Annotated in this window: 25 protein-coding genes; 15 read left to right on the forward strand and 10 right to left on the reverse strand. The window is 49.5% G+C overall.

Annotation, left to right across the window (positions count from 1 at the left end):
• The 3 genes from AQR02_RS00040 to aroD form a co-directional block, all read left to right on the forward strand.
• Positions 1-631, forward strand: a 631-nt coding sequence (locus tag AQR02_RS00040; protein ID WP_082451503.1) for a copper amine oxidase N-terminal domain-containing protein, incomplete at its 5' end; no start/stop codon positions are given.
• 151 nt (positions 632-782) lie between these two features.
• Positions 783-1,697 (forward strand): ribokinase, encoded by a 915-nt coding sequence (gene rbsK, locus AQR02_RS00045; protein ID WP_342447470.1) that lies wholly within the window; start codon positions 783-785, stop codon positions 1,695-1,697.
• Between the two features lie 42 nt (positions 1,698-1,739).
• Positions 1,740-2,504, forward strand: a complete 765-nt coding sequence (gene aroD / locus AQR02_RS00050; RefSeq protein WP_054938847.1) for a type I 3-dehydroquinate dehydratase — start codon at positions 1,740-1,742, stop codon at positions 2,502-2,504.
• 42 nt (positions 2,505-2,546) lie between these two features.
• Here aroD and AQR02_RS00055 read toward each other — a convergent pair whose 3' ends face one another.
• On the reverse strand, positions 2,547-2,957 hold the full coding sequence (locus tag AQR02_RS00055) for a carboxymuconolactone decarboxylase family protein (protein ID WP_054938848.1): 411 nt from the start codon (positions 2,955-2,957) through the stop codon (positions 2,547-2,549).
• A gap of 102 nt (positions 2,958-3,059) precedes the next feature.
• On the opposite strand from AQR02_RS00055, the gene AQR02_RS00060 reads away from it, so the two are divergent.
• Entirely contained in the window at positions 3,060-3,437 is a 378-nt protein-coding gene (locus tag AQR02_RS00060) for a MerR family transcriptional regulator (RefSeq protein ID WP_054941929.1), read from the forward strand.
• Positions 3,438-3,534: 97 nt separating this feature from the next.
• Here AQR02_RS00060 and AQR02_RS00065 read toward each other — a convergent pair whose 3' ends face one another.
• Positions 3,535-4,302 carry a MerR family transcriptional regulator gene (locus tag AQR02_RS00065; RefSeq protein ID WP_054938849.1) on the reverse strand — a complete coding sequence of 256 codons (768 nt, stop codon included), beginning with the start codon at positions 4,300-4,302 and terminating at the stop codon, positions 3,535-3,537.
• A gap of 238 nt (positions 4,303-4,540) precedes the next feature.
• Positions 4,541-5,293, reverse strand: coding sequence for a 3'-5' exonuclease (locus AQR02_RS00070; protein ID WP_054938850.1), 753 nt, complete (start codon positions 5,291-5,293; stop codon positions 4,541-4,543).
• A gap of 300 nt (positions 5,294-5,593) precedes the next feature.
• Between AQR02_RS00070 and AQR02_RS00075 the strand changes: the two genes are divergently transcribed.
• From AQR02_RS00075 to AQR02_RS00115, 10 genes are all read left to right on the forward strand, one after another.
• A complete protein-coding gene (locus tag AQR02_RS00075) occupies positions 5,594-7,720 on the forward strand; it encodes a LuxR C-terminal-related transcriptional regulator (RefSeq protein WP_054938851.1) in 2,127 nt (708 codons plus the stop codon).
• Positions 7,721-8,010: 290 nt separating this feature from the next.
• Complete coding sequence (locus AQR02_RS00080) at positions 8,011-9,582, forward strand: methyl-accepting chemotaxis protein (protein ID WP_054938852.1); 1,572 nt, start codon at positions 8,011-8,013, stop codon at positions 9,580-9,582.
• Positions 9,583-9,593: 11 nt separating this feature from the next.
• Positions 9,594-10,049, forward strand: coding sequence for a chemotaxis protein CheW (locus AQR02_RS00085; protein WP_054938853.1), 456 nt, complete (start codon positions 9,594-9,596; stop codon positions 10,047-10,049).
• The gene (locus AQR02_RS00090) at positions 10,046-12,289 is read left to right on the forward strand and encodes a chemotaxis protein CheA (RefSeq protein ID WP_082451506.1); all 2,244 of its coding nucleotides are present in this window, start codon (positions 10,046-10,048) and stop codon (positions 12,287-12,289) included. The genes AQR02_RS00085 and AQR02_RS00090 overlap by 4 nt, the downstream gene beginning before the upstream one ends.
• Positions 12,286-12,597 carry a chemotaxis protein CheW gene (locus AQR02_RS30915; RefSeq protein ID WP_245236988.1) on the forward strand — a complete coding sequence of 104 codons (312 nt, stop codon included), beginning with the start codon at positions 12,286-12,288 and terminating at the stop codon, positions 12,595-12,597. The genes AQR02_RS00090 and AQR02_RS30915 overlap by 4 nt, the downstream gene beginning before the upstream one ends.
• Before the next feature lie 3 nt (positions 12,598-12,600).
• On the forward strand, positions 12,601-12,939 hold the full coding sequence (locus AQR02_RS00095; protein ID WP_054938854.1) for an STAS domain-containing protein: 339 nt from the start codon (positions 12,601-12,603) through the stop codon (positions 12,937-12,939).
• A complete protein-coding gene (locus tag AQR02_RS00100) occupies positions 12,939-13,358 on the forward strand; it encodes an ATP-binding protein (RefSeq protein ID WP_054938855.1) in 420 nt (139 codons plus the stop codon). Before AQR02_RS00095 ends, AQR02_RS00100 begins: the two co-directional genes overlap by 1 nt.
• Positions 13,355-15,061: a SpoIIE family protein phosphatase gene (locus AQR02_RS00105; protein WP_054938856.1), complete on the forward strand. Its 1,707-nt coding sequence runs from the start codon at positions 13,355-13,357 to the stop codon at positions 15,059-15,061. The genes AQR02_RS00100 and AQR02_RS00105 overlap by 4 nt, the downstream gene beginning before the upstream one ends.
• 242 nt (positions 15,062-15,303) lie before the next feature.
• Positions 15,304-15,729, forward strand: coding sequence for a hypothetical protein (locus AQR02_RS00110; RefSeq protein ID WP_245236990.1), 426 nt, complete (start codon positions 15,304-15,306; stop codon positions 15,727-15,729).
• Positions 15,730-15,744: 15 nt separating this feature from the next.
• Positions 15,745-16,122 (forward strand): nuclear transport factor 2 family protein, encoded by a 378-nt coding sequence (locus tag AQR02_RS00115; protein ID WP_054938858.1) that lies wholly within the window; start codon positions 15,745-15,747, stop codon positions 16,120-16,122.
• Between the two features lie 20 nt (positions 16,123-16,142).
• On the opposite strand, the gene AQR02_RS00120 is transcribed toward AQR02_RS00115, so the two are convergent.
• The 7 genes from AQR02_RS00120 to AQR02_RS00145 form a co-directional block, all read right to left on the reverse strand.
• Entirely contained in the window at positions 16,143-16,922 is a 780-nt protein-coding gene (locus AQR02_RS00120; RefSeq protein WP_108721950.1) for a spermidine synthase, read from the reverse strand.
• Positions 16,894-18,390 (reverse strand): response regulator, encoded by a 1,497-nt coding sequence (locus AQR02_RS00125; RefSeq protein WP_054938860.1) that lies wholly within the window; start codon positions 18,388-18,390, stop codon positions 16,894-16,896. Before AQR02_RS00125 ends, AQR02_RS00120 begins: the two co-directional genes overlap by 29 nt.
• Positions 18,391-18,436: 46 nt before the next feature.
• Positions 18,437-18,646 carry a sensor histidine kinase gene (locus AQR02_RS33230; RefSeq protein WP_245236991.1) on the reverse strand — a complete coding sequence of 70 codons (210 nt, stop codon included), beginning with the start codon at positions 18,644-18,646 and terminating at the stop codon, positions 18,437-18,439.
• Complete coding sequence (locus AQR02_RS00130; protein WP_245236992.1) at positions 18,619-20,253, reverse strand: cache domain-containing sensor histidine kinase; 1,635 nt, start codon at positions 20,251-20,253, stop codon at positions 18,619-18,621. The genes AQR02_RS33230 and AQR02_RS00130 overlap by 28 nt, the downstream gene beginning before the upstream one ends.
• Positions 20,254-20,279: 26 nt before the next feature.
• Positions 20,280-21,113: a carbohydrate ABC transporter permease gene (locus AQR02_RS00135; protein WP_054938861.1), complete on the reverse strand. Its 834-nt coding sequence runs from the start codon at positions 21,111-21,113 to the stop codon at positions 20,280-20,282.
• Positions 21,114-21,115: 2 nt separating this feature from the next.
• Positions 21,116-22,009 carry a carbohydrate ABC transporter permease gene (locus AQR02_RS00140; protein WP_054938862.1) on the reverse strand — a complete coding sequence of 298 codons (894 nt, stop codon included), beginning with the start codon at positions 22,007-22,009 and terminating at the stop codon, positions 21,116-21,118.
• Between the two features lie 122 nt (positions 22,010-22,131).
• Entirely contained in the window at positions 22,132-23,475 is a 1,344-nt protein-coding gene (locus tag AQR02_RS00145; protein WP_054938863.1) for an ABC transporter substrate-binding protein, read from the reverse strand.
• Between the two features lie 449 nt (positions 23,476-23,924).
• On the opposite strand from AQR02_RS00145, the gene AQR02_RS00150 reads away from it, so the two are divergent.
• Complete coding sequence (locus AQR02_RS00150; protein WP_054938864.1) at positions 23,925-26,471, forward strand: beta-mannosidase; 2,547 nt, start codon at positions 23,925-23,927, stop codon at positions 26,469-26,471.
• Positions 26,472-26,676 lie beyond the last annotated feature (205 nt).

Consider the following 26,676-nt stretch of genomic DNA (forward strand, 5'->3'; position numbering starts at 1 on the left):
TCTTCTGAATGCGATCGAAAATGTGAAGGACAAGCCGGCAGGAGCAGTTATTGCGGGGCTGTTGTTGACCAAATATAATACTGAACTGACACCGGAAATGAAAGCTGAGCTGGAGGCCATTCAAGATAAGGATGCTGCGCTGTCGGCACTTGCGGATATGCTGAAGGAGCGGGGAAGTGTAACTGATGCTGTGTATGTGCAGAAGGAAGCTATTCTGGCCAATGTCAAGAATCTGAATTCATACAAAAAGCTTGGCGAGCTGTATGCACAAACCGGTCAAAACGGGATAAGGCTGTATGTTAACGGCGAAGAGTCCACCTCAGCAGTTGCTCCAATTCTTAAATCCGGAACTACATTGGTACCTTTCAAAGCTATTGCGGAGGCCCTGCAGGCCGAGGTGGTCTGGAACGCTAAGGACCGCTCTGTTACCATGACCCGGGAAGGGACTACCGTGAAGCTGTTTATCGATAAAAAGACTGCATATGTCAACGGTCAGGAAATCATTCTCCAGGTGACGCCGGCCATCGTTAAGGGCAATACTGTGGTGCCTGTCCGCTTTGTCAGTGAAGCCTTGAAGGCTACTGTCAAATGGGAACCGGTATCCCAATCTGTAGTTATCTACGAAGAGTAGTATATTTCAATATTCACTAAGGCACGGCAGATACTGTCGTGTCTTTTAGCGTATAAGGATAGAAATAGATCACGTCATCGTTTGATTAATCCGGGGAAATCCGAGTAAGATAGAGAGTAACAAGTTTAGGATGGTGAAAAGATTGGGAATCGTGATAATCGGCAGCCTGAATATGGATATGGTCGTGCGCACAAGCCGGGCTCCTGAGGCCGGAGAGACCCTGTTTGGACAGGACTTTGCCTTATCTCCAGGCGGAAAAGGGGCGAATCAGGCTGCAGCCGCAGCCCGTCTTGGCGCGGAGGTGACGATGATCGGCAAAGTGGGCAAGGATGGTTTTGGCCGTGAGCTGCTTGAGGTCATGCGGCAGGAGGGGGTCCATACGGAGTATATCGGGCAGAGTGAAACCCGGGCTACAGGGGTAGCTTCCATCGTGGTGGATGAAGAAGGGGAGAACCGGATTATCGTTGTGCCAGGGGCGAATCTTGAAATGGGACGTGAGGATATCGCAGTACTGGCACCGGTTATCAGCCAGGCGGAAATGGTGGTCATGCAGCTGGAAACGGATCTTCCGATGTGTGAACAGGCTGCGTCTATGGCGCATAGTTATGGGATCCCGGTGATTCTCAACCCGGCCCCTGCCCGCGCCCTTAACGATGAATTGTTACAGCATGTGGCCTATCTGACTCCCAATGAAACGGAGGCGGGCATACTCTCGGGAATGGCCGTGCACAGCATTGCGGATGCCGGGCAGGCCGCGCGGATTCTGCTGCAAAAAGGCGTAGAGAATGTTATCGTTACGCTCGGTGCCAAAGGGGCGCTGATTGTGAATGATGCCGGCAGCCTGCACATCCCGGGATTTCCGGTACAAGCTGTGGATACGGTTGCTGCCGGAGATTCTTTTAACGGTGCGCTGGCCTATCAGCTGACCTCCGGAAAAACGCTTGCGGAAACCGTCCGTTTCGCTAATGCTGTCGGTGCGCTGGCGGTAGGCAAGCACGGGGCGATTCCATCATTGCCACAGCTGGCGGAGGTTGAACAGTTCCTAAAGGAATCGGCCGGAGCTTAAGTTATATTATAAGCATATTAAGATACATAAGGAGCTGACATAATGAGCGGCACTATAACGGTTAAAAATGTAACGCTGGGTGAAGGAATGCCTAAAATTTGTGTACCGCTGGTTAGTGGGACATTGGCTGAACTGGAAAAAGAGGCTGAGGCACTGAAAGCTCTCGAACCGGATGTAGTGGAGTGGCGGAGCGATTTTTGGAACGGAGTGGAGGATATCGCAGCAGTTATGGAAGCACTGGAGCGGATTCAGTCCATTCTGCCGGACATTCCGCTGATCTTCACGTTCCGCAGCGCCAGGGAAGGCGGGGAGAAGGAGATCTCCACCGAATATTATATTCAGCTTAATAAGGCGGCCGCAGAGAGCGGCTGGGTTGATATTATCGATGTGGAACTGTTCAACGAGGAGAATGTCGTACGTGATTTAATTGCGGCTGCCCATGCCTGTGGGGTATTCGTAATCCTGTCCAATCATGATTTTGAAGGAACACCGTCCGAAGAGGAGATTGTCTCCCGGCTATGCAGGGCACAGGAGCTTGGAGGTGATCTGCCGAAGATTGCCGTTATGCCGGGCAGTCCGGGGGATGTGCTGACGCTGCTGGCAGCAACGAATAAGATGCAGGAGCAATATGCGGACCGTCCGATCATTACGATGTCCATGGCCGGAGAAGGGGTAATAAGCCGTCTGGCCGGAGAAATCTTCGGCTCGGCGCTGACCTTTGGTGCAGCACACAAGCCCTCGGCTCCAGGCCAGGTGGCGGTAACCGAGCTGCGCAGAGTGCTGGAGCTGCTGCACCGCAGCCTATGAGCCTTGAGTCTTGAATAGACCGGGAGAATACAGACAGCTCCATCAGTCGGAGCTGTCTTTTTGCTGATCCTGCACCGTAATTCCCCGTGACTTAAATACGTCCTTAGCGACAAAGGTTGCATTCAGCACACGAGGAAATCCGGCGTAAGGCGCGCAGTGCAGAATCGCTTCCACTATTTGTTTAGGAGAGAGTCCTACATTAAGCGCAGCATTGATGTGAACGTTAAGCTGTGGTTCACAGCCGCCCAGAGTGGTGAGTGAGGAGATGGTGATCAGTTGGCGCTGCCGCAAATCCAGCCCATCACGGGTATAAATATCGCCAAAAGCAAACTCGATTACAAATTGTCCTAAATCGGGAGAGATGTCTTTCAGCGACTCAATCACTTTGGCTCCTCCGGTACCGTCCACCTCCATCAGCTTTTCCCAACCGCGATTATAACGTTCTGTAGTCATAAGTAAACCTCCGTTTATATAGAATTTTTATGCTCTACACACAGAGTACAGCTTAGAGCGCGCTCTAATGCAACTGTTCATTTGCTGTGGTATGATTCCAGCATGAACAACTTACTTACGATTCAGGAAATGTCCCGCCTGACGGGACTATCAGCGCATACGCTGCGGTATTACGAAAAGGTAGGCATGCTGGAGGGCGTGTCCAGGAATGAACAGGGCTACCGTGCCTATTCCGAGGCCGATGTGTCTTGGGTACAGTTTCTGGTCATTCTGAGGGAGCTGGATATCCCCATCCGGGAAATGAAGCGTTATTCCGATCTGCGCAGCCAGGGCCCTTCCACTGTCCATGAGAGACGATTGATGCTGGAAGCCCACCAGAGCAGGGTCCAGCAGCAGATGCAGAAGCTTGGCGATAATCTCGGGAAGATTGAGGGCAAGATTCAATACTACAAAGAAATGGAGGAAGAGGTAGAGGCTTAGATACAAAAGAGCGGCAGCGGAATATCCGCTGCCGCTGTCGCTTCTAGGCAAAAGTACGCCCTATAAGGGCAGGTGAACCCTGAAACTGAAATCTGGTTTACTCTTGCCCGGTCCCGGTGTACATATGAACGGCATCCCTCAGAAACTTGGCCATGCCGGGACGGACCTTGTCGTAGTAAGCGGTAAACCGCTCATCATCCACGTACATCTGCGCTACTCCGGCATGGGCTTCTTTCGTGTAAGTGTCCCAGTAGAAGCTAAGCCACTGGCGGTGCAGGTCAGCGGCTTTTTGCGCCAGCTCGCTGGCAGAATCGCCTTCCTCCATCGCCTGCTCCAGTGACGCGAACATGTCTGCTTCGAGCTGCTGAAGGGCAGTGTACTGCTCTTCCGTCATATTGCTCAGCTTGCGGTTCGACTTCTCTACGGCTTCCTCGCCGTATTTCTCCCGGATCTCTTGTCCGTATTTCTGCTCGTTATCGTCGATTAGCTTCTGCTTAAAGCCTGCGAATTTCTCTTCATTACTCATGGTCATTCTCCCTTCTGATTGTGCCAGTGTCTGCTCGACGTTTGCAATCAGCACATCCAGCTGATTCCTCCGCTGAAGCAGCCTTTCATGGTGTTCCCGCAGAGCCTGTGCACCGTCAAAGGACGGTGAGGTTACGATTTCCTTAATTGCCTCCAGGGTTAGGCCGAGCTCACGGTAAAACAGAATCTGCTGCAGCAGATCTACTTCAGCCTGGCCATAAATACGGTATCCCGAGGAGTTAATTCTTGCAGGTCTCAGAAGTCCGAACTCATCGTAATAACGCAGCGTCCGTGTGCTGATCCCCGCAAGCGCCCCCAGCTTCTGCACGGTATATTCCATAATGACTGCCTCCTGTAACAGATTCTCAGCGTTGGATTCCTCTGCATGACTGCGTATCCCGCCGGTAAGCTGCTGCTTACAAAACCACTCTACACCTTCACGTAACGGCAATGTCAAACGCTATTTTTATTGTAACCATCTTTATTATCAGATAGGCAAAAGACACAAAAAAGCGGCAGTCTCCGCGGGGATACCCCAACTGGAAACTGCCGCTATTCATAACGTCCAAAGCTGCAGATTACTTCTTGCCCAGCTGTGCTGCAAAATAGGCTTGCAGCTCCGCCGCTTTGCGGGGATCGGCCAAAGCGTCTTCGCCCGGGAAGTAGTGCTCGGCTACCAGCTCCCAGGTGGGAACGATTTTTTGCGAAGTCATGGCTTTGATCGCAATTTTGACCGTTTTGCGCTCCCTGGCATTGGAGAAGGTGTCCACATAGTGCTGGGACCGCTCGAAGTCCAGCTCCGGGAAGACTGCACGGAAAATCTCCGCAGTCATCTTGGCATCGTCTAGCGCCCGGTGGGCGGAGCCGGAGGGCTCAAGCCCAAACAGCGCCATCGCACCTTCAACGCTGATGTCATTGCTGAGTCCACGTGCGCGCAGCACCCCTTTGAGGAGATCAAAATAGGTTGCCGCCATCCAGTAGGCGTCGTCCATTTTGTGCATCCGGATGTCCTGGATGATCCGCTTCATGTCTTCACCGCCCCAGGTCAGGAGCAGCACGCCGTCAGGGCTTTGATCGAGCCAGGCCCGGAACGCGGTTATGACTTTGGGGAACCGGTCAGCAACGTCGATATCCTCTTGGGGGATGCCGGTTTTTTTCTTAATAAACGAATTCAGGGTAGAGAAATATATAGGTTTGATTAAGGCGGAGAACTCATCCTTAACTTGCAATGAAGCGTCTAACCGGACGGCTCCAATCTCAATGACCTCCATAGGATGCTCGCTGGCAAATTTGCGGCCGTTGAATTCGATGTCCAGAATAATATAATCCACAGGTAATGCCTCCGTTTCAGTGACTGGCGCTTTCAAGCCGAAGCCTGCGCCGACTCTTCTATTTTAGCAAAAAAAGCGGACAAAAGGGAAACGGGCCTGGAATTGCCGATGGGCCAGGCGTAAGGGCATCAGAATTAGGGATCAGTTGGTTCTCTGTGGACAGATCTGGTTATTGCATGATTATGTATACGCATTAGAAATTAATGGATTTTAATCTATATTTGTCATAAAACATCGCATAAAAGGAGGGATTTTGTCTTATTATGGCGAATTTATAAGCTTGGGAGAGAGGTTGAGGGAATGAAGAAAAAAGCGGCTGTACATTTGCAGTCTTTACAGAATGCATACTCTTCTTTATGTGGATTGACTATGGTGGTAACGAATCAAGAGGATGAACGCTTAACGGAGCCTTCAGGGTTGTCTGAAGAACTTGGTCTTTTGTTAAAGTTTCAAGGCAAAAGCTTAGAGAAGGCGATTCCCAATATTTTAACAAAAGTTAAGGATATACAAAAGCCGATTGTTTATGAGACCTCTTCAGGCTTCAAACTCTTGATTGCTCCTATAATAACCAAGCAATATTTGCCGTATTTTATTCTTGCGGGTGTCTTGGTAGAGGAAAACACTAAAGAACTGGTGGAGGGGATGGTTTATCAATCCAAGCCGCTAGAGGAACACGATGCATGGAAGCGCTCTCTTCATAGTGCGCGTGTTTATACTAATGAACGAATAAGACTCATCCTTACTCAGCTGGAGGAACTGGCAGAGATTATGGGGATTCTTTTGGGGCAGGAAAAGGAAGAGAATAATTATGCGTATAAACTGCAATTAATGAATCTGATTCATCTCATGGATGCCGGCAGTCCAACTTGGCTTCAGGGTGTTTTAGCTATTTTTAACCGTGTGATGGGGCTGGAATTTACGGGCTATGCCGCTAATGATCTGGACGGGGAACCCTTTCGTGTGACGGAAACGGCAGGTTTGAACGCAGACCATGCCATACTGGGAGCCTCTTTTTATCCGGGGGAAGGCTACTTGGGTCAGGTGGGGCTTTCCAAGCAAATGGGGTATTGGGAGAAGGCAGAGCGGGATCCCAGAGCCTCCTTCTTCACGGGCAGAGGGATACAACCCAAAGTGGTCATCTGCTACCCTATCAAGCATCAGAATCAATTTTTCGGAGTAATGTTTGGTGTGAGTTCTTCCATACCGGAGATCTCGGAAGAACTTGCGGATATGGGAATGCTTGTGGCTACTCAAATCTCCTCGGCGCTGTACGCCCTGAATAAGGAATCCTCAAATGAACGGCGGCGGATACGGATTCAGACTTTTCATGAGCTGGCTCAGGCTGCTGTGGTCATTAAGGAAAAAGAGATCTTTCTGCAAATGCTGATCAAGTCCATACAGCAGCACATTGACAGTGCTTTTCTGTGCCTGCTGCTCGATCCGCAAGATGAAAGAGGCATGAAAATATATACGCCTTTTAATGATCATAGAGAGAACTATTCAGCATACGCCGCCGATGTGGAAGCCGCTTATTTCAGAGAAGATAAGCCCGGAGTGATCATGTTCCGCAGGCCCATACAGCGGCAGTGGGAGGGAGGGGGCCTCGTTGAATTCCCTTTAACTTACGAGCAGAGACTTTTGGGTGTGATGGCTGTACATTTTAATAATGGTCAGCAGCAGGAGGAGTGTACACCATTTCTAAACGCAATTAATGTCCTGGTGGTAACTAAACTGCAATTGGAGACAACAAACGTCTCCTTCAGTAAAACAGATATTATCAGCCTGCTTCATGACAACCTGCTAATCTGGAATCCTGAAGCCCACCATAAAGGGGTTAGAGCCAGGGAACTAACCGTTGGATTCCTACAGGAACTGAATCGCCCAAATGATGAAATCGAACTTATAGGCAAAGCAAGTCTGCTCACGGAATATAATCCGGAGCTATTATCCAAATATTTCGGTGACAGCCCCCTTGTGCTTGTATTACGTCAATTTCAGGCCTGCAAGGCAGGGCGGAGCGAAGAGGGCACACCGGGACTAGAGCCTTATGCGTTTTTGGGGAAGGTCTTGCTTATCATGAGCTGGTATTTGGAGAAAGGGGAAAGGGAGTGGAAAGCAACTCTCCCGGTTTCCCTGCAAGAGTCTTTATTGCTGCCCGCTGAACATTTTCTCTACTCGCTGTCAATGGTAACAATGGTGCCCCAGCCGGAAGCCAAGGGGCGCCTAACGGCCAGGGAAGAAGAGATTTTGACGCATATTATGCAGGGATTAAACAATAAAGATATTGCCGAAAAGCTGTTTATCAGTGTGCATACGGTCAAAAACCATATCACAAAAATCTATGAGAAGCTGGGAGTCAGCGGCCGCGTTCAAGCCATCTCTCAAATGTACCAAAGCCCATTACCAGAACCAAACAAAAAGCGATAATCCTGCTCCTGCAGGATTATCGCTTTTTGTCTGAATATAGGAATCAGTTCCTATATTCGCTATAGGAATTCCTTGGTAATAAACGGGAATCAGCGGGGATAGGCACAAGGGCCTAAAAATACGATAATTTAAGAGAAATATTTCACAAACTCTTACTTCAAACAGCGGCAATAAAAGAGAACTCCATAATGAAGCTGTTCTACCCGCATCAGAAGAGTATCTCTGTTTGAGGTTATTATTTGAAAACGCAATCAAAGGGAAAAAGACAGAACTTTAGGGGAGTGTATTGTATGAAATTAAATATCCGTTTTAAATTATTGGGCAGTTTTCTGGTTGTTGTCGCGTTGCTTCTCTTTATTAGTGGATTATCAATTATGAAAATGGGGCAGATGAACAGTGATTCTGTAGAAATGCGTGATTACAATCTCCCGGGCTTAATCAATATGGAGAATATCCGCACTGATCTCTATAAGCTGCGGGGCGACTTAATGAAGATTATTCTGGAAACACGCACTTCAGAATTCAGTAAAATTCAGTCTGCTATCAAACAAGACCAGGACCAACTCACTGCGAATATCAACGCATACAACAAACTTGAGCTGAATGCCGAGCAAAGATCATCACTGGAGACGATTAGGCAAAGCATAGAGAGCTATAACGCTGTTGTACCGGATGTAATTGTAGCCGGAATGGCCAATGATAATATCAAAGGTTATCAAATGTTATTGGATTCGATTCCCAGCTTGCAGAAGGCTTTAGACACTGCTGATCTTGCGGTTGAAGGCCTGGTTAAAGATGCAAATACGAATATCGATATGACTGTAGACAGCTATCTGTCCGGCAGAATTACGATCCTCATCTTTGCGTTCATTGCTACAGTAATTGCGATTGGACTGGCCTTCATTATCTCCCAGGGAATTGTCGGTCCTGTATCCAAGATTCTCTCCTTAATGACTAAGATGGCCGGCGGTGATCTGAGAGAGCAGGTATCCATCAAAAACCGGGATGAATTCGGCAGCTTGGCCACGGCTGTAAATGATATGACAGAGAGTTTAAGGAAATTAATTGGTTCGGCTGCCGAATCCGCACAGAATGTTGCCGCTTCGTCCGAGGAAATCTCGGCGACTACGGAACAGATTGCTGACGGAAGCCAGTCCCAAGCCCAGGCGGCACAACATATGAATCAGCTTATCCAGGATCTGGTCAGAGGAAATGATGAGGTTGCTAAAAATGCCGAGGTGGTCTCGGAGCTGTCCATTCAAACACGCCAGGGTGCTGAAGAAGGCAGCAACGCCGTAAGGGAATCCAGTCTGGGTATGAATGACTTATCCCAAAAAATGGAGCTGCTTGAACAGGATTCTCAAAAAATCGGAGAAATTATTGAGGTCATTAATGAAATTGCGGAGCAAACGAATCTGCTTGCCTTAAATGCGGCAATTGAAGCGGCGCGTGCAGGAGAGCAGGGCAGAGGCTTTGCCGTTGTTGCTGATGAGGTACGCAAGCTGGCAGAACGCAGCAGCGAAGCCACGAAGCAAATTGCCCATATTATCCGGGGGATGCAGAAGAATACAGTACTGAGTGTACAAGCTGTTGGTGAGGTAAGCGCACTGTCAGACCGGACGGAAGGACTGATTAATGGAATCGTCTCCCGCGTAAATGAGACCACCCAGCAAATCACCAGTATCGCTGCAGCCTGTGAGGAACAGGCGGCTCAAACGAATGAGGTGCTCTCCTCTATTGAAGCCGTAGCCGCAGGAAGCGAGGAATCCGCAGCTGCAGCCCAGGAAACGGCGGCTTCCTCACAAATGCTGGCCAAGCTGGCCGATGAGTTGAACATCTCTGTATCAGCTTTTAAGTTATAGGAGGGAGTCATATGCCCGCAGGAGGCTCTGAACAATATATCGTGTCCCGCTTGGGGAGTGAACGGCATGCCATAAACATCCGGGATATCGAAGAAATTATTAAAATACAGCATATTACGGCAGTGCCAAACAGTAAGCCGTTTATCCGGGGCGTCATTAATTTGCGCGGCAGAATTGTGCCCGTGATCAGCATGTGCAGGAGATTCGGCATTTCAGAAACGCCGATAGATGCCCAATCACGCATCGTAGTGGTGCGATACCGGCAGGAAGCTATGGGCATTATCGTAGATGCAGTGGAGAAGGTAACTTCTTTTGAGGAGATTGAGCCTCCACTTGATGATCACGACACCATAGGAGGCAAATATATAGAGGGGATCGGACAAGTTGCTGACGGAATGATCAGTATTCTGAATATTCAGCGGCTGTTCGGTGAAGGGGAAAGTTATGAGGGAGTCGATAAAGGATGAATGACTTTTATAATTCCGAATATCTGGGTGTTTTTCTGGATGAAATGGATGAACAGCTGCAGTGCTTGGACGAATCCCTGCTGATACTGGAAAATGCGGGTTGTCACCTGGACACCATACAAAAAATATTCCGGGCGGCACATACCTTAAAGGGATCTTCGGCCGTAATGGGCTTTAAGCAGCTTAATAGGCTAACGCATCAAATGGAAAGCGTATTTGAACTGATCCGGGGCGGGCAGCTGGCAGTGGCTAACGAATTATTGAACATTCTGTTTGAATGTGTTGATTTCATTAAGCAGCTCCGGTGCTCTATCTTGGCCGGAGTGATGGAGGAGGAGGATATTTCTGCTCTGATGAGCCGGCTGGAAGCAATCAAGAATTCGGCTGTTTCCTCCCTGGTTGAACAGGAGGTTAAACCACAGGCACCAGCTCTGCATATCCTCTTCAACAATATTCAGAAGGAAAAGATAGAAGCGGCCTTGGCTGACGGATATGAAGTCATTGCCATTCATATCCACATGGCTGAAGAAGAGTCGATGAAATATGTCCGTGCCAAGCTTGTTGAAATTAATCTGACAGAGCATGGAGAGATTGCTGCCTGCTACCCGGAACTGGAACTCATAGAACAGGATGATTTATTTTCGGGTAGTGTTGTCTATATTCTGATAACCAGACAAGGACAGCAGGACATTATTCAGAGTCTGAAACAGATCTCCCAGCTTGAGGCTATTCACATTGAATATATTACAAATTTGAATCTGGATACCTTTATAGAAGGGAAAGAGGTTCCCGGGATCGAAAAAACCATAGGCAGTATTAGAGAAACAGCTAAAGCAAAAGAAATAACGGTATTGCCGGAGAGTAAGGTGCAGGTGCCCCAGACGGTCCGCGTTGATGTGGAGCGGCTGGAGGAATTGCTGAATCTGGTCGGAGAACTGATTATTGATAATACAAGACTCCACAGCATCCGTGCCAGATTAAGCGAGCAGTTCAAAAATCATAGCGATATTAATGATCTGAATGATATCGCGGGCCATTTGAATACTGTTGTATCGGATCTTCAGGAAGGTATGATGAAAACCCGGATGCTGCCGATTGAGCATTTATTTGGCCGCTTTCCGCGAATGATGCGTGACTTGGCGCAAAAATCAAATAAAGAAATTGAGCTCCGGATTGAGGGCAAAGAAACTGAGCTCGACCGCACCTTAATTGAGGAAATCAGTGATCCGCTGATACATATTCTCCGTAATTCTGCCGATCACGGGTTAGAGCTGCCCGAGGAACGTGCTGCTATGGGCAAGCCGCGCAAAGGAACCATTGTGCTCCGGGCCAGCCATCAGGGAAATATGATTGTCATTACGATTGCTGATGACGGACGGGGAATCGATGTGGAGAAGGTTAAGGAAATGGCTCTCCGCAAGGGGTATGTGACCGCTGATGAGCTTGCCCAAATGACTGAAAAGGAATTGGTGCTGCTTATTTTCCGTTCGGGCATATCCACGGCACAGAAGGTTACGGATTTGTCCGGGCGCGGCGTGGGGATGGATATCGTAAAATCACATATTGAAAAATTAAATGGTATTATCGATATCGAAACGACGCCTAATGAAGGAACCGTCTTTACAATCAAGGTACCCTTGACTCTGGCAATCATCCGCTCCTTGCTCGTTAAACTGGGAACAAGCACCTTTGCAGTTCCCTTAGTGAATGTAATTGAGATATTCAGGCTGAGAAATGAAGATATTCTTACGGTACAAGGGAGAGAAGTATGCAAGTTCCGCAATCAGGTGCTTCCGCTGGTCCGTCTGCACCGCAAGCTGCAGGTGCAGACAGAGGGAGATCCAGACAAGGGTCCATTGTATGTAGTCATCATTGGTTTGGCGGATAAACGGGTCTGTCTGGTCGTTGACCAAACGATCGGCAATCAGGAAATTGTAATTAAATCATTAGGGAGCTATATCGGCAATGTCCCTTATCTTGCCGGAGCAACGATTCTCGGTGATGGCCACGTTGCACATATATTGGATGTGCGCTACATCATCCGTGAAGCTGGCTCGCATTATGAAGCCCAGCTGCCTGCCGCAAGTGAAGGCGAAATCGCAGATTCACAAAGCGAAAAGTATATAACCTTTAGCTTGTCAGGCATGGATTTTGCCGTTCCGATCAGGAAAATTAAGAAATTGTTCCCGTCCCGGAGATTCATTTGCTGGCCTCAGCTTCGTACCATGTCCTCGGTATGATTAATTTAAGGGGATTATTATTTCCGGTATATGATCTGCAGTCCAGATTAGGGATGGGTGACCATGAGCACTCTTCCAGCTCCCGGATTTTGATCTGTGAAGTGTCGGGACATGAGATTGGAGTGCTGGTAGATAGAGTTTCAAAGGTATGTCTTCTCTCCCGGGCCCATTTGGAACAGGCCCCTGAGCAATTGCTGCAGAATTCAGAAATGCTTGAAGCCATTTATAAGGACAACCAGCAGTTTATCCATCTATTGAATTTAGAGAAAACACTGAATCTAGAACCTAAACGGAAAGAGGTGGGATAAGTCATGGATAATTCCTTGAAGGATAAGGTGGAGCAGCTGAACTGGAAGGCGGATGTAACGCTAAAGAATGTGGAGGAGTTCCGCAGAGCTCTTCTGAAACTGACCGATTCCGAGAAATCCAAACTGGTCTTGGAGCTCACGGAAGTATCCTATTTAAACAGCGCTGCGCTAGGAGTAATAGCAGACGCTGTGCTCCGTGCAGGAAGAGCCGATAAGGAGCTCCTTATTGGCGGAGTGCAAGCCACGGTAGGAGAGATATTTGAGATTGTTCATTTCCGCACTCTGATGAAGATTTTTCCGGATATCAGTGAGGCGTATGCATATTTTGAAGGTGAAGAATGATGAATGGACTCTCTGAGGGGACATACAGGCAGATTCTGGTTATTTATAAACCCGATGACATTGCACTTGCTATGGAAACCACCCGGACCATTGCCGCCCAATCAGGCTTTTCCGAGCACGATTCGATTTTGCTGCAGCTGGTCACTGAAGAAGCCTGCATGAATGCATTTGAGCATGGCTGCCCTGCAGGAAATTGTATGTTCAAAATAACCTGGGTGGTCGAATCGGATATTATGGAGATAACTGTTTGTCAAAATGGAGAGGCCTTTGAACTGCACAACGATCCGGCCTCTCCCGTTAAAGTGGGCTCCCGTGGAAGGGGGCTGGTCCTTATTCAAGGAATCATGGATGAAGTAAGACTGATTCCTTCCGGAGCCAATGTAACCCTCTCCATGCGAAGAAGAAGGAGAGTGAAATGAACGATACCTCCCTTAACACCTGGGGGAAATGGCTTCCGAAATACAGATTTCCGCTTATCCTCCTGATCCTCTTGATACTGGACTTGTATAATCTGGTGTTTGTTGATAAAAGATTTGCCTATGAGTTTGTTGTTGATATCTTTACTCAAGGGGTTATATTATTACCGCTGTATATCATGCACAGACAGCAGATTGATAATGCCAGGAAGCTTCAGGAGAGTGAACAGCGGTATAAATCCTTATTCCTTTATAACAATGCAGGCATCTATGTAGTTAATCTTGATGGTTCCCTAAATACTGCGAGTCCGAATCTTCTGGATCTTCTAGGATATACAGAAGCGGAGATTCAAAATACATTGTTTACAAGCCTCTTCCGTCCTGATGATGTGCCGTTAGTCCAGCAGACTTTTGGGGATATCACGAAAGGAAGCCTGCTCTCCACCTCAAGGAAATTACAGATGCGGCATAAAGACGGTGGATACCTTACCTTTGATTTATCCAGTGTACCCCTAAAGGCTAACGGAGAAATAAAGGGGGTTATCGGTTTTGCCAAGGATATTACCGAATTTGAAAGAATGCAGGGGAAATTGGCTGAAGTCCAAACCCAGCTGAATAATATTTTTGGAAGCATTGATATTATTTTGTGGTCCTATGATGTGAATGAGAGTAAATTTTTAACGATTTCACCAGCCTGCGAGAAGGTATTCGGCTATTCACCCGAGGAATATTATCAATATCCTGCTTTGTGGTCTGCACAAATTATTGATGAAGATAAAGCTTTTGTGATCAGCAGAATGAATGCCGCCTCGCAGAACAATCCGGTGGATACCACTCTGGAATACAGAATTGTCCACGCAAGCGGAGAAATGCGCTGGGTAGAGAGCCGGTTGTTTTCATCTTTTGATGAGGGGAACGGGATGATAACAGTAAATGGCGTGGTGCTGGACATTACCCATAAAAAGCTTCTTGAAAAAAATAACCAGATCGATTTAGACTTGGCAAGAGAAGTGCAGAAGAGTGTTCTCAGCCGCCCCATCTTTACCCCGGAGTTTGCTATTGATGCCCGGTATATCCCCTCCAAGAATCTTGGGGGAGATATGTATGCCTGGTACCGTATGGATGAACACCGGTATGGTATTCTTATCATGGATGTAATGGGACACGGAGTGTCCTCGGCACTCATTTGCATGTCTACCCGCTCCCTCCTGAGAGGGATTATTCAGGCCAATCTTAGTCCTGAAGAAGTGATCACTGAACTGAATAATCACATGAATAGGCTCTTTACAGAGGCAGCTACAGCTGCGAATTTTTATTTCACAGCCATTTATTTAATAGTGGATCCAAAGAAAAGAACGATCGAATATATAAATGCGGGACATCCCAGCGGCTTATTGATGGATGAAGACGGTGAAGTGTCGGAGCTGAAATCCTCCTGTCTTCCGATCGGTCTGATTCCGGAGCTGAAGGCAGAGAAACAAACGATTCATTACAAAGGTCCGGTCAGACTCCTGTTATATACTGACGGCTTAATCGAAAGCCCGGGACGATTATTGAAAAACCAGATGAATCAGGTGTTGGAAGTCATGAGAGGGACAAGAGAAGAACCAATTTCCATAGTTATGGATACTCTGCTCGCTTCGGGTAAAGGGGATAAGCAGATGGAACAGGACGATATTTGTCTGATCTGCATGGAGATACAGTGACGCAGCTGCAGGAGCTGACGATACCTTCATGGCGGTCCGAAAAAGGATCGCAGCTTAAAAAGAGAGCCGCAGAGCCGCCCTGTTATAGGCGGCTCTCTTTTGTGTGCGCCCAAGCATGGGCGCTATTTCTAAGGTGATAGTCCTGAGAGTGGCTGGGAAGCAGGAGTAGCAGACGGCAGAGGAGAAGAAGTAGAAATGGAAATTGTCTGAGGAGCAGCATGGTATAAACAATCGGAGGAGGAATGCTTGTGCTGCTGTATGTGACTGTCAAAAAACTAGGAAAGCGTAAGCCGGTACTGGAACGCCGGGAACTTGTCCTTCATGAAACTCCGGGTAATCTGCAGGAACTTATTACCAGAATTGTATCCTTGCAGGTGCAGGAGCTTGCTGATAAGCAGGGCAGGGGTGAGCTTATTCCGTATCTGACAAGAGGCGAACTCAGAGAGCGCGGAATCAGCGGTAAAATCGGCTTCGGGACGGTCTATAACAACAAGCTGCCTGAGCTGGACAAAACAGTGGAAGCTGTGCTCCTGGCGTTTGAGGAAGGGCTGTTTAAAGTATTTCTCCGTGAGAAAGCATGCACCCGGCTGCAGGAGCCTTTGGAGATAGGTGAGGGAGATGAACTGGTTTTCATCCGGCTCACCATGCCGGCAGGAAGTCTATGGTGAAGGGAGACCGAAATGATGGAAAATACAAACGAAGACTTGCTCAAGAGGTATATCTGCGAACTGGAAGAAAAACTGCTGAGCGCGGAGGTACGGACCTGCCCGGAGGAGCTGTCCAGGCTGCTCGCGGATGATTTTTTTGAATTCGGAAGCTCGGGAAGGGTGTGGTATAAGCAGGATTTAATGGGGGAGGACGGGGCAGGTGAGGTCAGGATGCTCTTAAGCGGGTTCGAACTTCATCTGCTGTCTGAGACGGCCGCTCTTACTACTTACCGGATTCTGAACGAAGAAACGGGGGGAGCGACGCTGCGCAGCTCGATTTGGAAGCTGCAAGACGGGCGCTGGCAAATGTTCTTTCATCAAGGGACGCCTGCCGGAAGTCTAGGCCATACATAGCGGCTGATCTGCTCCGCTGTTCAGTCTCTGATCACATGGCCCTGACCAAGGGTGACTTCTATGAACCCGGCCATCTGCCGGGCTTGATAGCGGATCGGCTTGCCGCTGCCCATAATAACAATGTTGCGGATATCCGCAGCGCCTTCCGCAGGAAGCGCGAAGGCTTTGATATAGGGGTATTCTTCACTAAGCGTAGTATGGATGGCGTTCATCAGCCGGTCATTTTCAATTCTGCCCATCAGATTCATCAGGATCGCACCGCGCGGATGGAGCTTGGAACGGGTGAGACGGAAAAACCCGCTGGAGGTTAAATGCGGCGGGGTTCCTGCGGCGGTGAAGGCATCCAGCAGGATGTAGTCATAACATCCGTTCTGCTCACGCTCCAGGAGGCTCCGGCCATCGCCAATCATAACGTTGTCCTGATGATAACCGAAGTGGGTTCGGCTATAGTTCACGACCTCAGCGTTCACCTCAGCTACCTTGAAGCTTTTCTCCGTAAAATAACCGGCAATCGTTCCGGTTCCGTGTCCGATCAGGAATACATCCTGGAAATAGGGCTCATTACACTCCATTAAATGAATCATTGCCCGCGGATATTCAAAGACCACGCGCCGCGGATGCTCCAGATCAAGCACACCCTGAATGGCATCTCCGGAAAACTGGAGAACGCGGAAGCGACCTTTTTCACCATATAGCTCTGTTGTTTCATACACCTGGATCTCATCATTATTCCGTGATGCCGGGAACTGTGGCTGCACAATATCGGTCTCCTTATACGAGGGAAATTCGTTTGTATTCATTCGGTGTGACACCGACGATCCTTTTGAACAGCTTGTTGAAATAAGCGGGATCGGGATAGCCGACTTCGGTGCCGATTTCATGCACCTTCAGGTCGTGGGCACTCTTAAGCAGCTGTTTCGCTTTGCGGATGCGGATTTCAATAATATAGTCGGTCAGGGTGAGCCCGGTCTCCTGCTTGAACAATTTGCTGAGATAGCTTGGCGTTAGGAATACCATACCCGCTAGCGTATTCAGGTCAGCATGCTGATTATAATGGGCCGATACCCAGCGCTTCACCGTTTCCACTGCCGTACCGGACATCTCCAGCCGGTGGGTGCGGATTTCATTCAGTGCAGCGGAGAAAAGAGTGGTGAACAGCTCTTCCATTTCGCCAAGGCTCATGCAGGCTTTGATCTGCTCCTCCAGCCTTGGGCGGTTCTCTATCCGGTAGACGGCTTCGAATTCCTGCAATTCTGAGCGGGCGGTTTCCTCAACCTGCTGGAGGGAGCGGAGAATCAGATCCGGATTAGCCTGCCCCGCTTCCAGCACACGGAACATCTTACGGATCCACTCTTGCGCCCCCGCAGTACTTAGGATCTGCAGATCATGGATCAGCGGCTCCCGGAATGGAGCAAAAGGATCAGCTGCAGACTTTTCCGCAACATTAAGTTCCTCTATAGTAGCATAATGCAGCGGCTGCGGATTATAAATTCCCGCATCACAGGCCTGCTTGGCTTCAAGATAAGCGGTTCTCAATCTGGCCGGATCCGAATAGGAACGGCTTACCCCGATATGCAGACGCTGATCCCTGTCAGCCGGACAGGCATACTCCATGATATCGCGCTGCTCCTCAGGGGGGAGCGGCTGTGGAGAATAACGGACCCATACCTGGATGCCTTTATGCATCTCCAGAAGGTCAAACAGGACTCCCTTATCTTGCCGCAGACGCTCAGCATAAGCTAGGGCCGTTTCCCGGGTGCCGCCTTTCAGGACATAGACCGTGAAATACGGCTGAGGCAAACCCAGACCGTCTAAAAGAATAGCAGAAGGCTGCTCGATTTGCAGCAGGGAGAGCAGCAGCCCGGAGCGCTGGCATTCTTCCTTGTCCTGTTGCAGCTTGCGTTCCTGCTCCAGTCTGTACAGCACTTCGAAGAGCTGTTCTTTGTTGATCGGTTTGAGCAGGTAATCCACGGCTGAGCTGCGGATGGCTTCCCGGGCATAATTGAATTCAACGAATCCGCTCATCAGCAGCGAGCGGATCTGCGGGTGGCTGGCTTTCAGGCGCTTGATTAGCTCCAAACCGTCAATCTGCGGCATACGGATATCGGTAATGACAACGTCCAGCTGAAGGGTAGGCAGCTCATCCAGCAGATGCTTGCCGTCCGGATAAGTGCCGACGACACAAAAGGTGCTGCTCTCTTTGCTGATCATCCGGGCCAGGCCTTCGCGAATCAGAACCTCATCATCTACAATCACAATACGCAGCAATCCGGATATCCCCCTTTCCTGACTATATAGTACAGCTCATATAGTATTATTCCTCAACGCGGGCAGTTGAGAGGTCGTCAATTCTTAGAATAACGCGGGTGCCCCGGCCAAGCTCGCTGTATACACGCAGCCCGAAAGCGCTGCCGTAATGCATGCGGATCCGCTCATTCACATTGCGCAGGCCAATGCCGAACATTTCGCCGTCGGCCCCGTTCATCAGGTTGTTGTTCAGCAGCCGCAGGGTGCCCTCGTCCATGCCGACACCATCATCCCCACGCAAAATACGATTTTGCCATCCTCAGTCCACGCAGTAATACTTATTGTACCCGGACCCTCTTTAGCTTCCAGGCCATGAAACACGGCATTCTCGACAATCGGCTGGAAGACCAGCTTAATCACCGGAAGCGGAAGGAACTCTTCCGGGACTTCAATATTCAGGCTGAATTTGTCCGGGAAGCGGATTTGCAGCAGATGCAGATAATTGCGCACATGATCCAGCTCATGCCGGATCGTTACCATTTCATCGCTGCGGACAATCCCGTAACGCATTTGCAGACCGAGCAGATAAGTCAGCCTGGCCACACGCGGATCGTCACTGCTCTCGGCCAGCATGCGGATGGATTCCAGCGTGTTGTAAATAAAATGCGGGTTGATCTGATTCTGTAGAGCTCGCATATCGGCCTTTTGCTTGCGTTTCTCCGTGAGCGATACTTCCTGGAGCAGATCCTTGACCCGGATGATCATGCGGTTGAAGTGGCTGCCGAGCATCCCGATTTCATCGTTATATTTGGGCGAAATCCAGACATCCAGATTGCCATGCTGCACCTGCTTCATCAGGCGGACCATCGATTTCAACGGTTTAGTCAGCGCATAGGATATGAACGTCGCCACAACCAAAGCAAAAGCTACAATTGCCAAAGTAGTCAATATCAGCGTATTTCGGGTCTTCTGTACCGGGGTAAGAATCCGTTCGAGCGGGATTGTAACCATGGTCGTCCACCCGGTTTTCGGTGACACGGTATACACTGCCAGATAGTCCCTGCCCTCCAGGTGAATCTGGAAATGGCCCTCCGGCTGATCCGTATTCTGCAGCAGCAGGGGGATATCATGCTGCTGCAGAACACGGCTCTGCGCATCTGTATTTAAACTGCCATACATAAGCTGTCCTTGATCGTCCACAATCAGGGTATTGCCCTGGGTGACGGTATTGACCGGGTCGGCGATGCCTTTGAACAGGCTGATGTCGATATCGAAGACCAGCATACCGATCGGCTTCAGCGTGCTGACCGAGGTGATCGTCCGCAGGACACTGAAGACTTCGCGGTGACCGCCGGCGTTCACCCGGATCCTATGCCTTCCCTGGACAACAGGCGCTACCCCGGCCCCCTTGGTAACGGTCTGCCACTCGTTCATCCGTTCTGCGGGGAACAGTTCATTAATGCCGGGAGCTCTGTCGTAGAAGACAGAACCGTATTTGTCCACTAAGTATACGGCAATGATCTCGTCTTTCGTATGGTTCAAATAGCTTAGGAACATCGACATGCTGGTGTTCTTATCCCAGTCGGCATACTGCTGCTCCAGATAAAATTGAACATCCGTATTATACAGCGGCAGCGCTGTATTTCTTTTTAAATCAGCGACATACCTGTCTATGGTATCCGAAGCGCTGCCCGCCATCTGCCCGGCACTCTTCGTTCTGCTCTGCAGCACTGAATTATAGGTGGAGCGGGAGGAAAGGTAGCTGACATAAGTAATCGGCAGAGAAAGAAGAAAGACGAATACGACAATCAGCTTGCGCTCCATCGGCAGGTTGGCCAGAAACAGCCATAGTCTGCGCGGGATTCTCAGGATGTATGATACCACTGTAGTATTCCTTTCCGTACATCCCCCTATTTCACAGCCCCGCTGGTTACCCCCTCAAAGATATAACGCTGCAGGAAGAAGTATAGGATGACCGTCGGCAGCAGAATCAGCAGAATTGCGGCACAGATCAGGTTCCATTCGCCCGAATTGACTCCCTGGAAGCGCATGAGGATGGTGGTGACCACGCCAAGGCTTTGTTTGGGCATATAAAGGTAAGGGATGTACATGTCATTGTAGATGCTGATCGTCTTCAGAATCACCAGCGTAGCTGTTGCCGGAGTTAAAAGCGGGAAGATGATCGAACGGTAGATTTTAAACAGGGAAGCTCCTTCCACCATGGCATTCTCATCGAGATCAAAGGGAATGTTGCGGATAAACTGCAGGTACAGAATGATCTGGATAACGTCTGCGCCGATGTAGAGCACGATAGGGGCGCCGAGTGTGTTGTAGAGGCCCAGGTTTTTGATGATGCCGAAGGTGGCTACCTGGGTGGTAATGCTCGGAATAATGGTGGCTACCAGATAAGCTCCGAATACAACCGGCTTCAGCTTAAAAGAGAAGCGGCCAAGCACATATGCCACCATTGTCCCAAACAGAATGTTCAGGGTCAATGTAATTATAATGATGACCAGGACATTGCCGAAGCCGCTAAGGAGACCTCCGCGCTGGAAGACGGCGATAAAGTTGTCGAAGTTCAAGAAGCTTTTAGGCAGTGCCATCGAGCTGCTGGAGTTGAACTCATCCGTAGATTTGAAGGCATTGACGATGACCACGTATGGAGGGAAAAGGACGACAAATACCCCGATCAGCAGCGTGAAGTATTTGAAGAAATCTACAAAACGAAATTTGGTATGTGCCATGTTTATTTGTCTCCTCCCCGGTTAAGTACCAGCTGCTGCACCAGCAGCACAATGACGACAAAGAAGAGCAGGATGATGCTCATTGCCGAGGCCAGCCCGTAATTGTTAAAAGCAAATGCCGTATCTACTACTTTTTGCACGTAAGTCTCGCTGGCACCGGCAGGACCGCCTTTCGTCAGCACGAACGGCAGATCGAAGACTTCAAGCGCGCCAGTTACCGTCAGGAACAGGTTCAATTGGATCACAGGCTTCATATTCGGCAGCGTAATTCTCCATAGAGTCTGGAAGGAGCCTGCGCCGTCGATTTTGGCCGCTTCGTAAATATCTTTCGGAATAGCCTGTAAAGAGGCGATGTAAATAACCATGTTATAGCCCATAAACCGCCAGAAGCCGGTGGAGGCAAGCGAGTAGTTTACCAGCCCTTCGGTACCGAGCCAGCTGGTCTGGGCCAGGTAGTGAAGTCCGATATTGTCTAAAAACAGATTCAGTGATCCGTTAGTGGTGTCAAAAACATAGCCGAACATAAAGGCCACAGCGACGCCGTTCATAATGTAAGGCAGGAACAGCATAATCCGGAAGGCGTTTTTGCCCCGCAGCTTGCTGCTCAGCACGACGGCGAAGTAAATGGCGACGATATTCTGAACGATCCCCATCACAAAGTAGGCAAAGTTATGGGTGAATACTTTGAATATATCCGGATTGCTGAATACCTCGCGGTAATTGTCCAGGCCGACCCATGGCTTCTCGGGGCTGTAGCCGTCCCAGTTGGTGAAGCTGTAGTAAACAAGCTTAATCGCCGGATAATAGGTGAACGTTGCCAGAAGCAGCAGCGGAATCAGCAGAAAGGATACGATAATAATAGTCTTCTGTTTGTTATAAGATAAGGTTCCGAACATTTCTCAGCCTTCCTTCCGTAAAAGCTCTCTTTAGGTTGACGACAAAATGGATTATCCAGAGAAGGCATAATCCATTTTGCGCCGAAGTTTATGCGGAGTTACTCTGCAGCGTGTTTATAGAATCAATAGCCGAGGTCTTTTTTAGCTTTCGCCCATGCTTTGTTCCATTTGTCGAAGACGGTTTGCGGATCCTTAGCCAGGACGAATTCCTGAGCCATAGCCGGAAGGTCGAGCTGTGCTTTGTTGGTGATTTCAGTTACTTTAGCGTCATCCACTGTACCTTCTTGCAGAACTACACCAGTAGCCTGGAATTCCTTAAGCTGTGTCAGGTTGGATTCTTTGCCTTTGAGCGGAGAGATGAATCCGGCAAAATCCTCATACCCGGAATCTTCGATCATCCATTTTACGAAGGCTTTGGCAGCGTCTACATTTTTGCTGCTCTTAGCAACCGCATAGAAGAAGTCAGGGCTCAGCGGTGCTGTAAGTGTGCCTGAGTTGTCATAAGGAAGCGGGAAGAAGCCTACATTGTCCGAAGTGGTGCCAGCGCCGATAACCTGGTTGATCACCCAGTTGCCCAGGTAGTACATAGCGAATTTGCCGGAGGCAATGTCCTTCTTCGATTGTTCCCAGTTGGTGGAGTTGATGTCTTTTTCCAGATAACCCTTTTCATTCAGCTCTCTAAGCAGGCTGAGCGATTTGCCGTAACCGTTGTCCATTGTGAAAGGTGTGTCGGAATTCAGCTTTTCGTTCGGGAAATCAGGGTTGCCGGCAATAACCCGGGGAAGAGAGTACACCCAGTCGTTAATCGGCCACTTGTCTTTGAAGTTGGAAGCGAGCGGCACTACGCCCTTTGCTTTCAGTTTCTCGCAGGCAGCGAGGAATTCATCCCAGGTCTTAGGGATTTCGGTGATGCCGGCATCGGCGAACGCTTTTTTATTGTAGACAATCCCTGTAGTGGAGTTACCGGTGGTTATTCCGTACAGCTGGCCTTCATGGGATTTGAAGTCTTTAAAAGTAATTTGATCGGTGAGGCCGAGATCGTCGAGTGGAGCGAAATATTTTGGCAGATCGGAGTTAGGGATGTTAGGAACGAACATGACATCAGGAAGCTCGCCGCTGGCCATTCTGACCTTAGCCTGCTGGTTGTAGTCGGTTTGGGAAGCTTCGAATTCAACCTTGATGTTCGGATATTTCTCATTAAAGCGCTTTACATATTCTTCATACTCTTTGCCGATCATGTCGGTTCTGTTGGTCAGGAAAATAATTTTGCCGCTGATGTCGGAGCCGCTGGCTGCTGACGGTTCAGTGGTTGCTGCTGCGTCAGTGCTCTCTGGCGCTGTTGTTGCTGCAGGCTCATCAGTTGCTGTGGCTGCATTATTATTATTGTTGTTCGAACCACAGCCTGTCAGGGATAGAGAGAAAACCAAAATGATAACAAAACATAACGAAAATAACTTGTTTCTCATTGTATTGTCCCCTTTTCATGTTAATGTTAGCGTTTACATGAACATTATAGCGCGATTTTTCGGACGGATAAATGTATTCAATTATTATTTATTGTCTTTATTTGTTTTCTTTCTAGGATTATAATTGATGTATTAATAACAATATTATAACAAAATACAATGAATCCAAAATGAATGTAATGAAAAGTAAGCGTACACATGCTATTTTGAGGATGCGGCGCAAACCGGTGAATTAGGGTGTAGGTTTTCGGGAGAGGCCGGGCAAAACGCAGGCGTATCTTTGCAAGCACAGGCTCACAAAACTTAAGCGTATGCTTTCGAAGCGAGTTTTGTACGAAGCGGATCAAGGGAGTATAAGCTAACAAAACTTTTAGCATATGCTTCCGAAGCGAGTTTTGTTACGAAGTGACTCAAGGATGCATAAGCTCACAAAACTTTTAGGAGGACTCATGACTCAACAACGGCTTGATTTGACGAATTGGGAATTTAGGGCTAGCGGGGATGAAGCGTGGCTGCCGGCAGTCGTGCCGGGAACGGTACATACCGACCTGCTCCGAAGCGGGCTGATTCCACAGCCCTTTTATGGAAAGAATGAGCACGAGCTGCAATGGATCGATAAGAAGGACTGGGAGTACAGAACGGTTCTGAAGCTGGACGAGGGTTGGCAGAATTTGAATGTTACGGAGCTAACCTTTGCCGGGCTGGATACGTATGCCGATGTATTTGTGAACAATGTGCATGCGCTCTCAGCGGATAATATGTTTGTGGCTTGGACGGTGAATATCAAGAATCTGCTGCGGACCGGAGACAATGAGATCCTGGTGAAATTCCGCTCCGTGGTGAGTGAGGATCTGCCGAAGCTGGAACAGCTCGGGTATGACCTGCCCGCACCGAATGACCAGTCGGAGCTGGGCGGTCTTGAGGAAAAGCGGATCAGCGTGTTTGCCCGCAAGGCGCCTTATCATTACGGCTGGGACTGGGGCCCGAGATTTCTGACCAGCGGCATCTGGCGTGAAGCGGTGCTTACGGGAAGAAATGCTGCCGCGATTGCGGATGTGTATATCCGTCAGGATGTTATCAAGAAGGAAGAGGCACGTTTAACGGCAATCGTGGAAGTGGATGCGCCTGAGGTAGGGGAAGGAACGCTGCGGATTACCGCGGACGGCCAGGAGTGGACACAGGAAGTTGCGCTAGCGGCTGGGAAGCAAACTGTGGAATTGGAGCTGGTAATTAATCATCCGCGTCTATGGTGGTGTAACGGGCTGGGAGTGCCGGAATTGACCTCATTCCAGGTAAAGCTGCTGCAGAAAGGGACGGTACAAGATACTGCCGGAGTGACTACCGGCCTCCGGGAAATCAAGCTGATCCGCAAACCTGATGCGAAGGGGGCTTCGTTCCAGTTCGAGCTGAATGGTGTGCCGGTGTTCGCAAAGGGTGCGAATCATATACCAAACGACAGCTTCATCACTGAGGTTACCGGTGACCGCTACCGGCATGAGATTGCCTCAGCCGTAGAGTCGAATATGAACATGCTGCGTGTATGGGGCGGCGGCTTCTATGAGGAGAAGGAATTCTACCGTTTATGCGATGAATACGGCCTGCTGGTCTGGCAGGACTTCATGTTTGCCTGCAGCATGTATCCGGGGGATGAAGCATTCCTGGAGAGTGTGCGTAAGGAAGCGGAATATAATGTGAAGCGGCTGCGCAATCATCCGTGCATCGCACTGTGGTGCGGTAACAATGAGATCGACTCTGCCTGGGCCCACTTCGAGGAGAATATGGGCTGGGGCTGGAAGGAAAAGCTCAGTTCTGAGATCCGCGACACGCTATGGGCAGCTTACGAGGAGATTTTCCACCGGATTCTGCCGGAGGCGGTAGCAGCCTGTCATCCGGGTGTTGATTACTGGCCGTCCTCCCCGCTCCGTGAACGTACGAATAATATAGACCAGCATTCGACGCGGGTTACAGGCGAAGGGGATATTCATTATTGGGGTGTATGGCATGGGATTGAGCCTTTTGAGAACTATAACGTCAAAGTGGGCCGCTTCATGAGCGAATACGGCTTCCAGTCCTTCCCTGAGCTGAAATCTGTGCTGAGCTATGCGGAGGAAGCGGATATGGAGCTGGAATCGGAAGTGATGCTGGCGCACCAGAAGAACGGACGCGGCAATCTGCTGATTAAAGAATATATGGATATCTATCTGCCGGAGCCCAAGGATTTCAGGTCATTCCTGTATATGAGCCAGCTTCTTCAGGCGGAGGCCATGAGGGTCGCGATTGAAAGCCACCGGAGAAACAAGCCGTACTGCATGGGTACCCTATACTGGCAGATGAACGACTGCTGGCCCGTAGCCTCCTGGGCAGGGATGGATTACTACGGCCGCTGGAAGGCACTGCAATATACCGCGCGCAAAAGCTTCAAGGATATCCTGCTCTCCATTGAGGAAATGGACGGGGTAAACCTGCAGGTGCATGCGGTATCCGACCAGCGGGAAACGCTGGCCAGTGAGCTGGTGCTCCGGCTGCATGATTTCAGCGGTTCGGTTCTGAAGGAGTGGAATCAGCCCGTGCAGCTGGCTGCCGATTCGGCGGCGGTGGTATTCACCGTGCCGGCTGCGGAACTGCTGGAAGGCAATGATCCTAAGCAGGTGGTGCTGGTAGCTTCTCTGCTGGCAGAGGGCTCCCTGCTGGAGCAGAAAGAGCATTACTTCGCTGCGGCTAAAGAGATCAAGCTGAGTCAGCCTGCACTCACAGTGGCCGAGGTTCCGGGCAGCGGCGGCTTAAGCTTCACGGTCAGCAGCGATGTGCTGGCCAGAGGGGTGTATTTGACGGCGGAAGAGGAAGGCATCTTCTCTGACAACTTCTTCGATCTGCTTCCGGGCGAGCCGAAGACGGTGCAGTTCTCGCTGCGCGGCAGCGGAGACCAGGACTTTGTCCCTGCTGCGCCGACAGGCCTTGAAGTCCGCTCGATGGCTGATTATGTGAAGGAAGCCTGATGCTCCTGGCCCGGGGCGGAACAGAGCAGGATGCATCTCTGGGCGAACTGGCGGAAATAGAGGGAAAAATGCTGTTAGTCTTAAAAGTGGACACCCGTTAAGAGAGCATGAATAATAAAATTAACAAGGAGGTGTCCACATGAGTGGAACGCGAAATAGCTACAATGACGAGTTTAAAAAGCAGACGGTAAAGTACATCCAGGAG

The organism is Paenibacillus ihuae (genome assembly GCF_001368795.1).
GTDB classification, from domain to species: domain Bacteria; phylum Bacillota; class Bacilli; order Paenibacillales; family Paenibacillaceae; genus Paenibacillus_AQ; species Paenibacillus_AQ ihuae.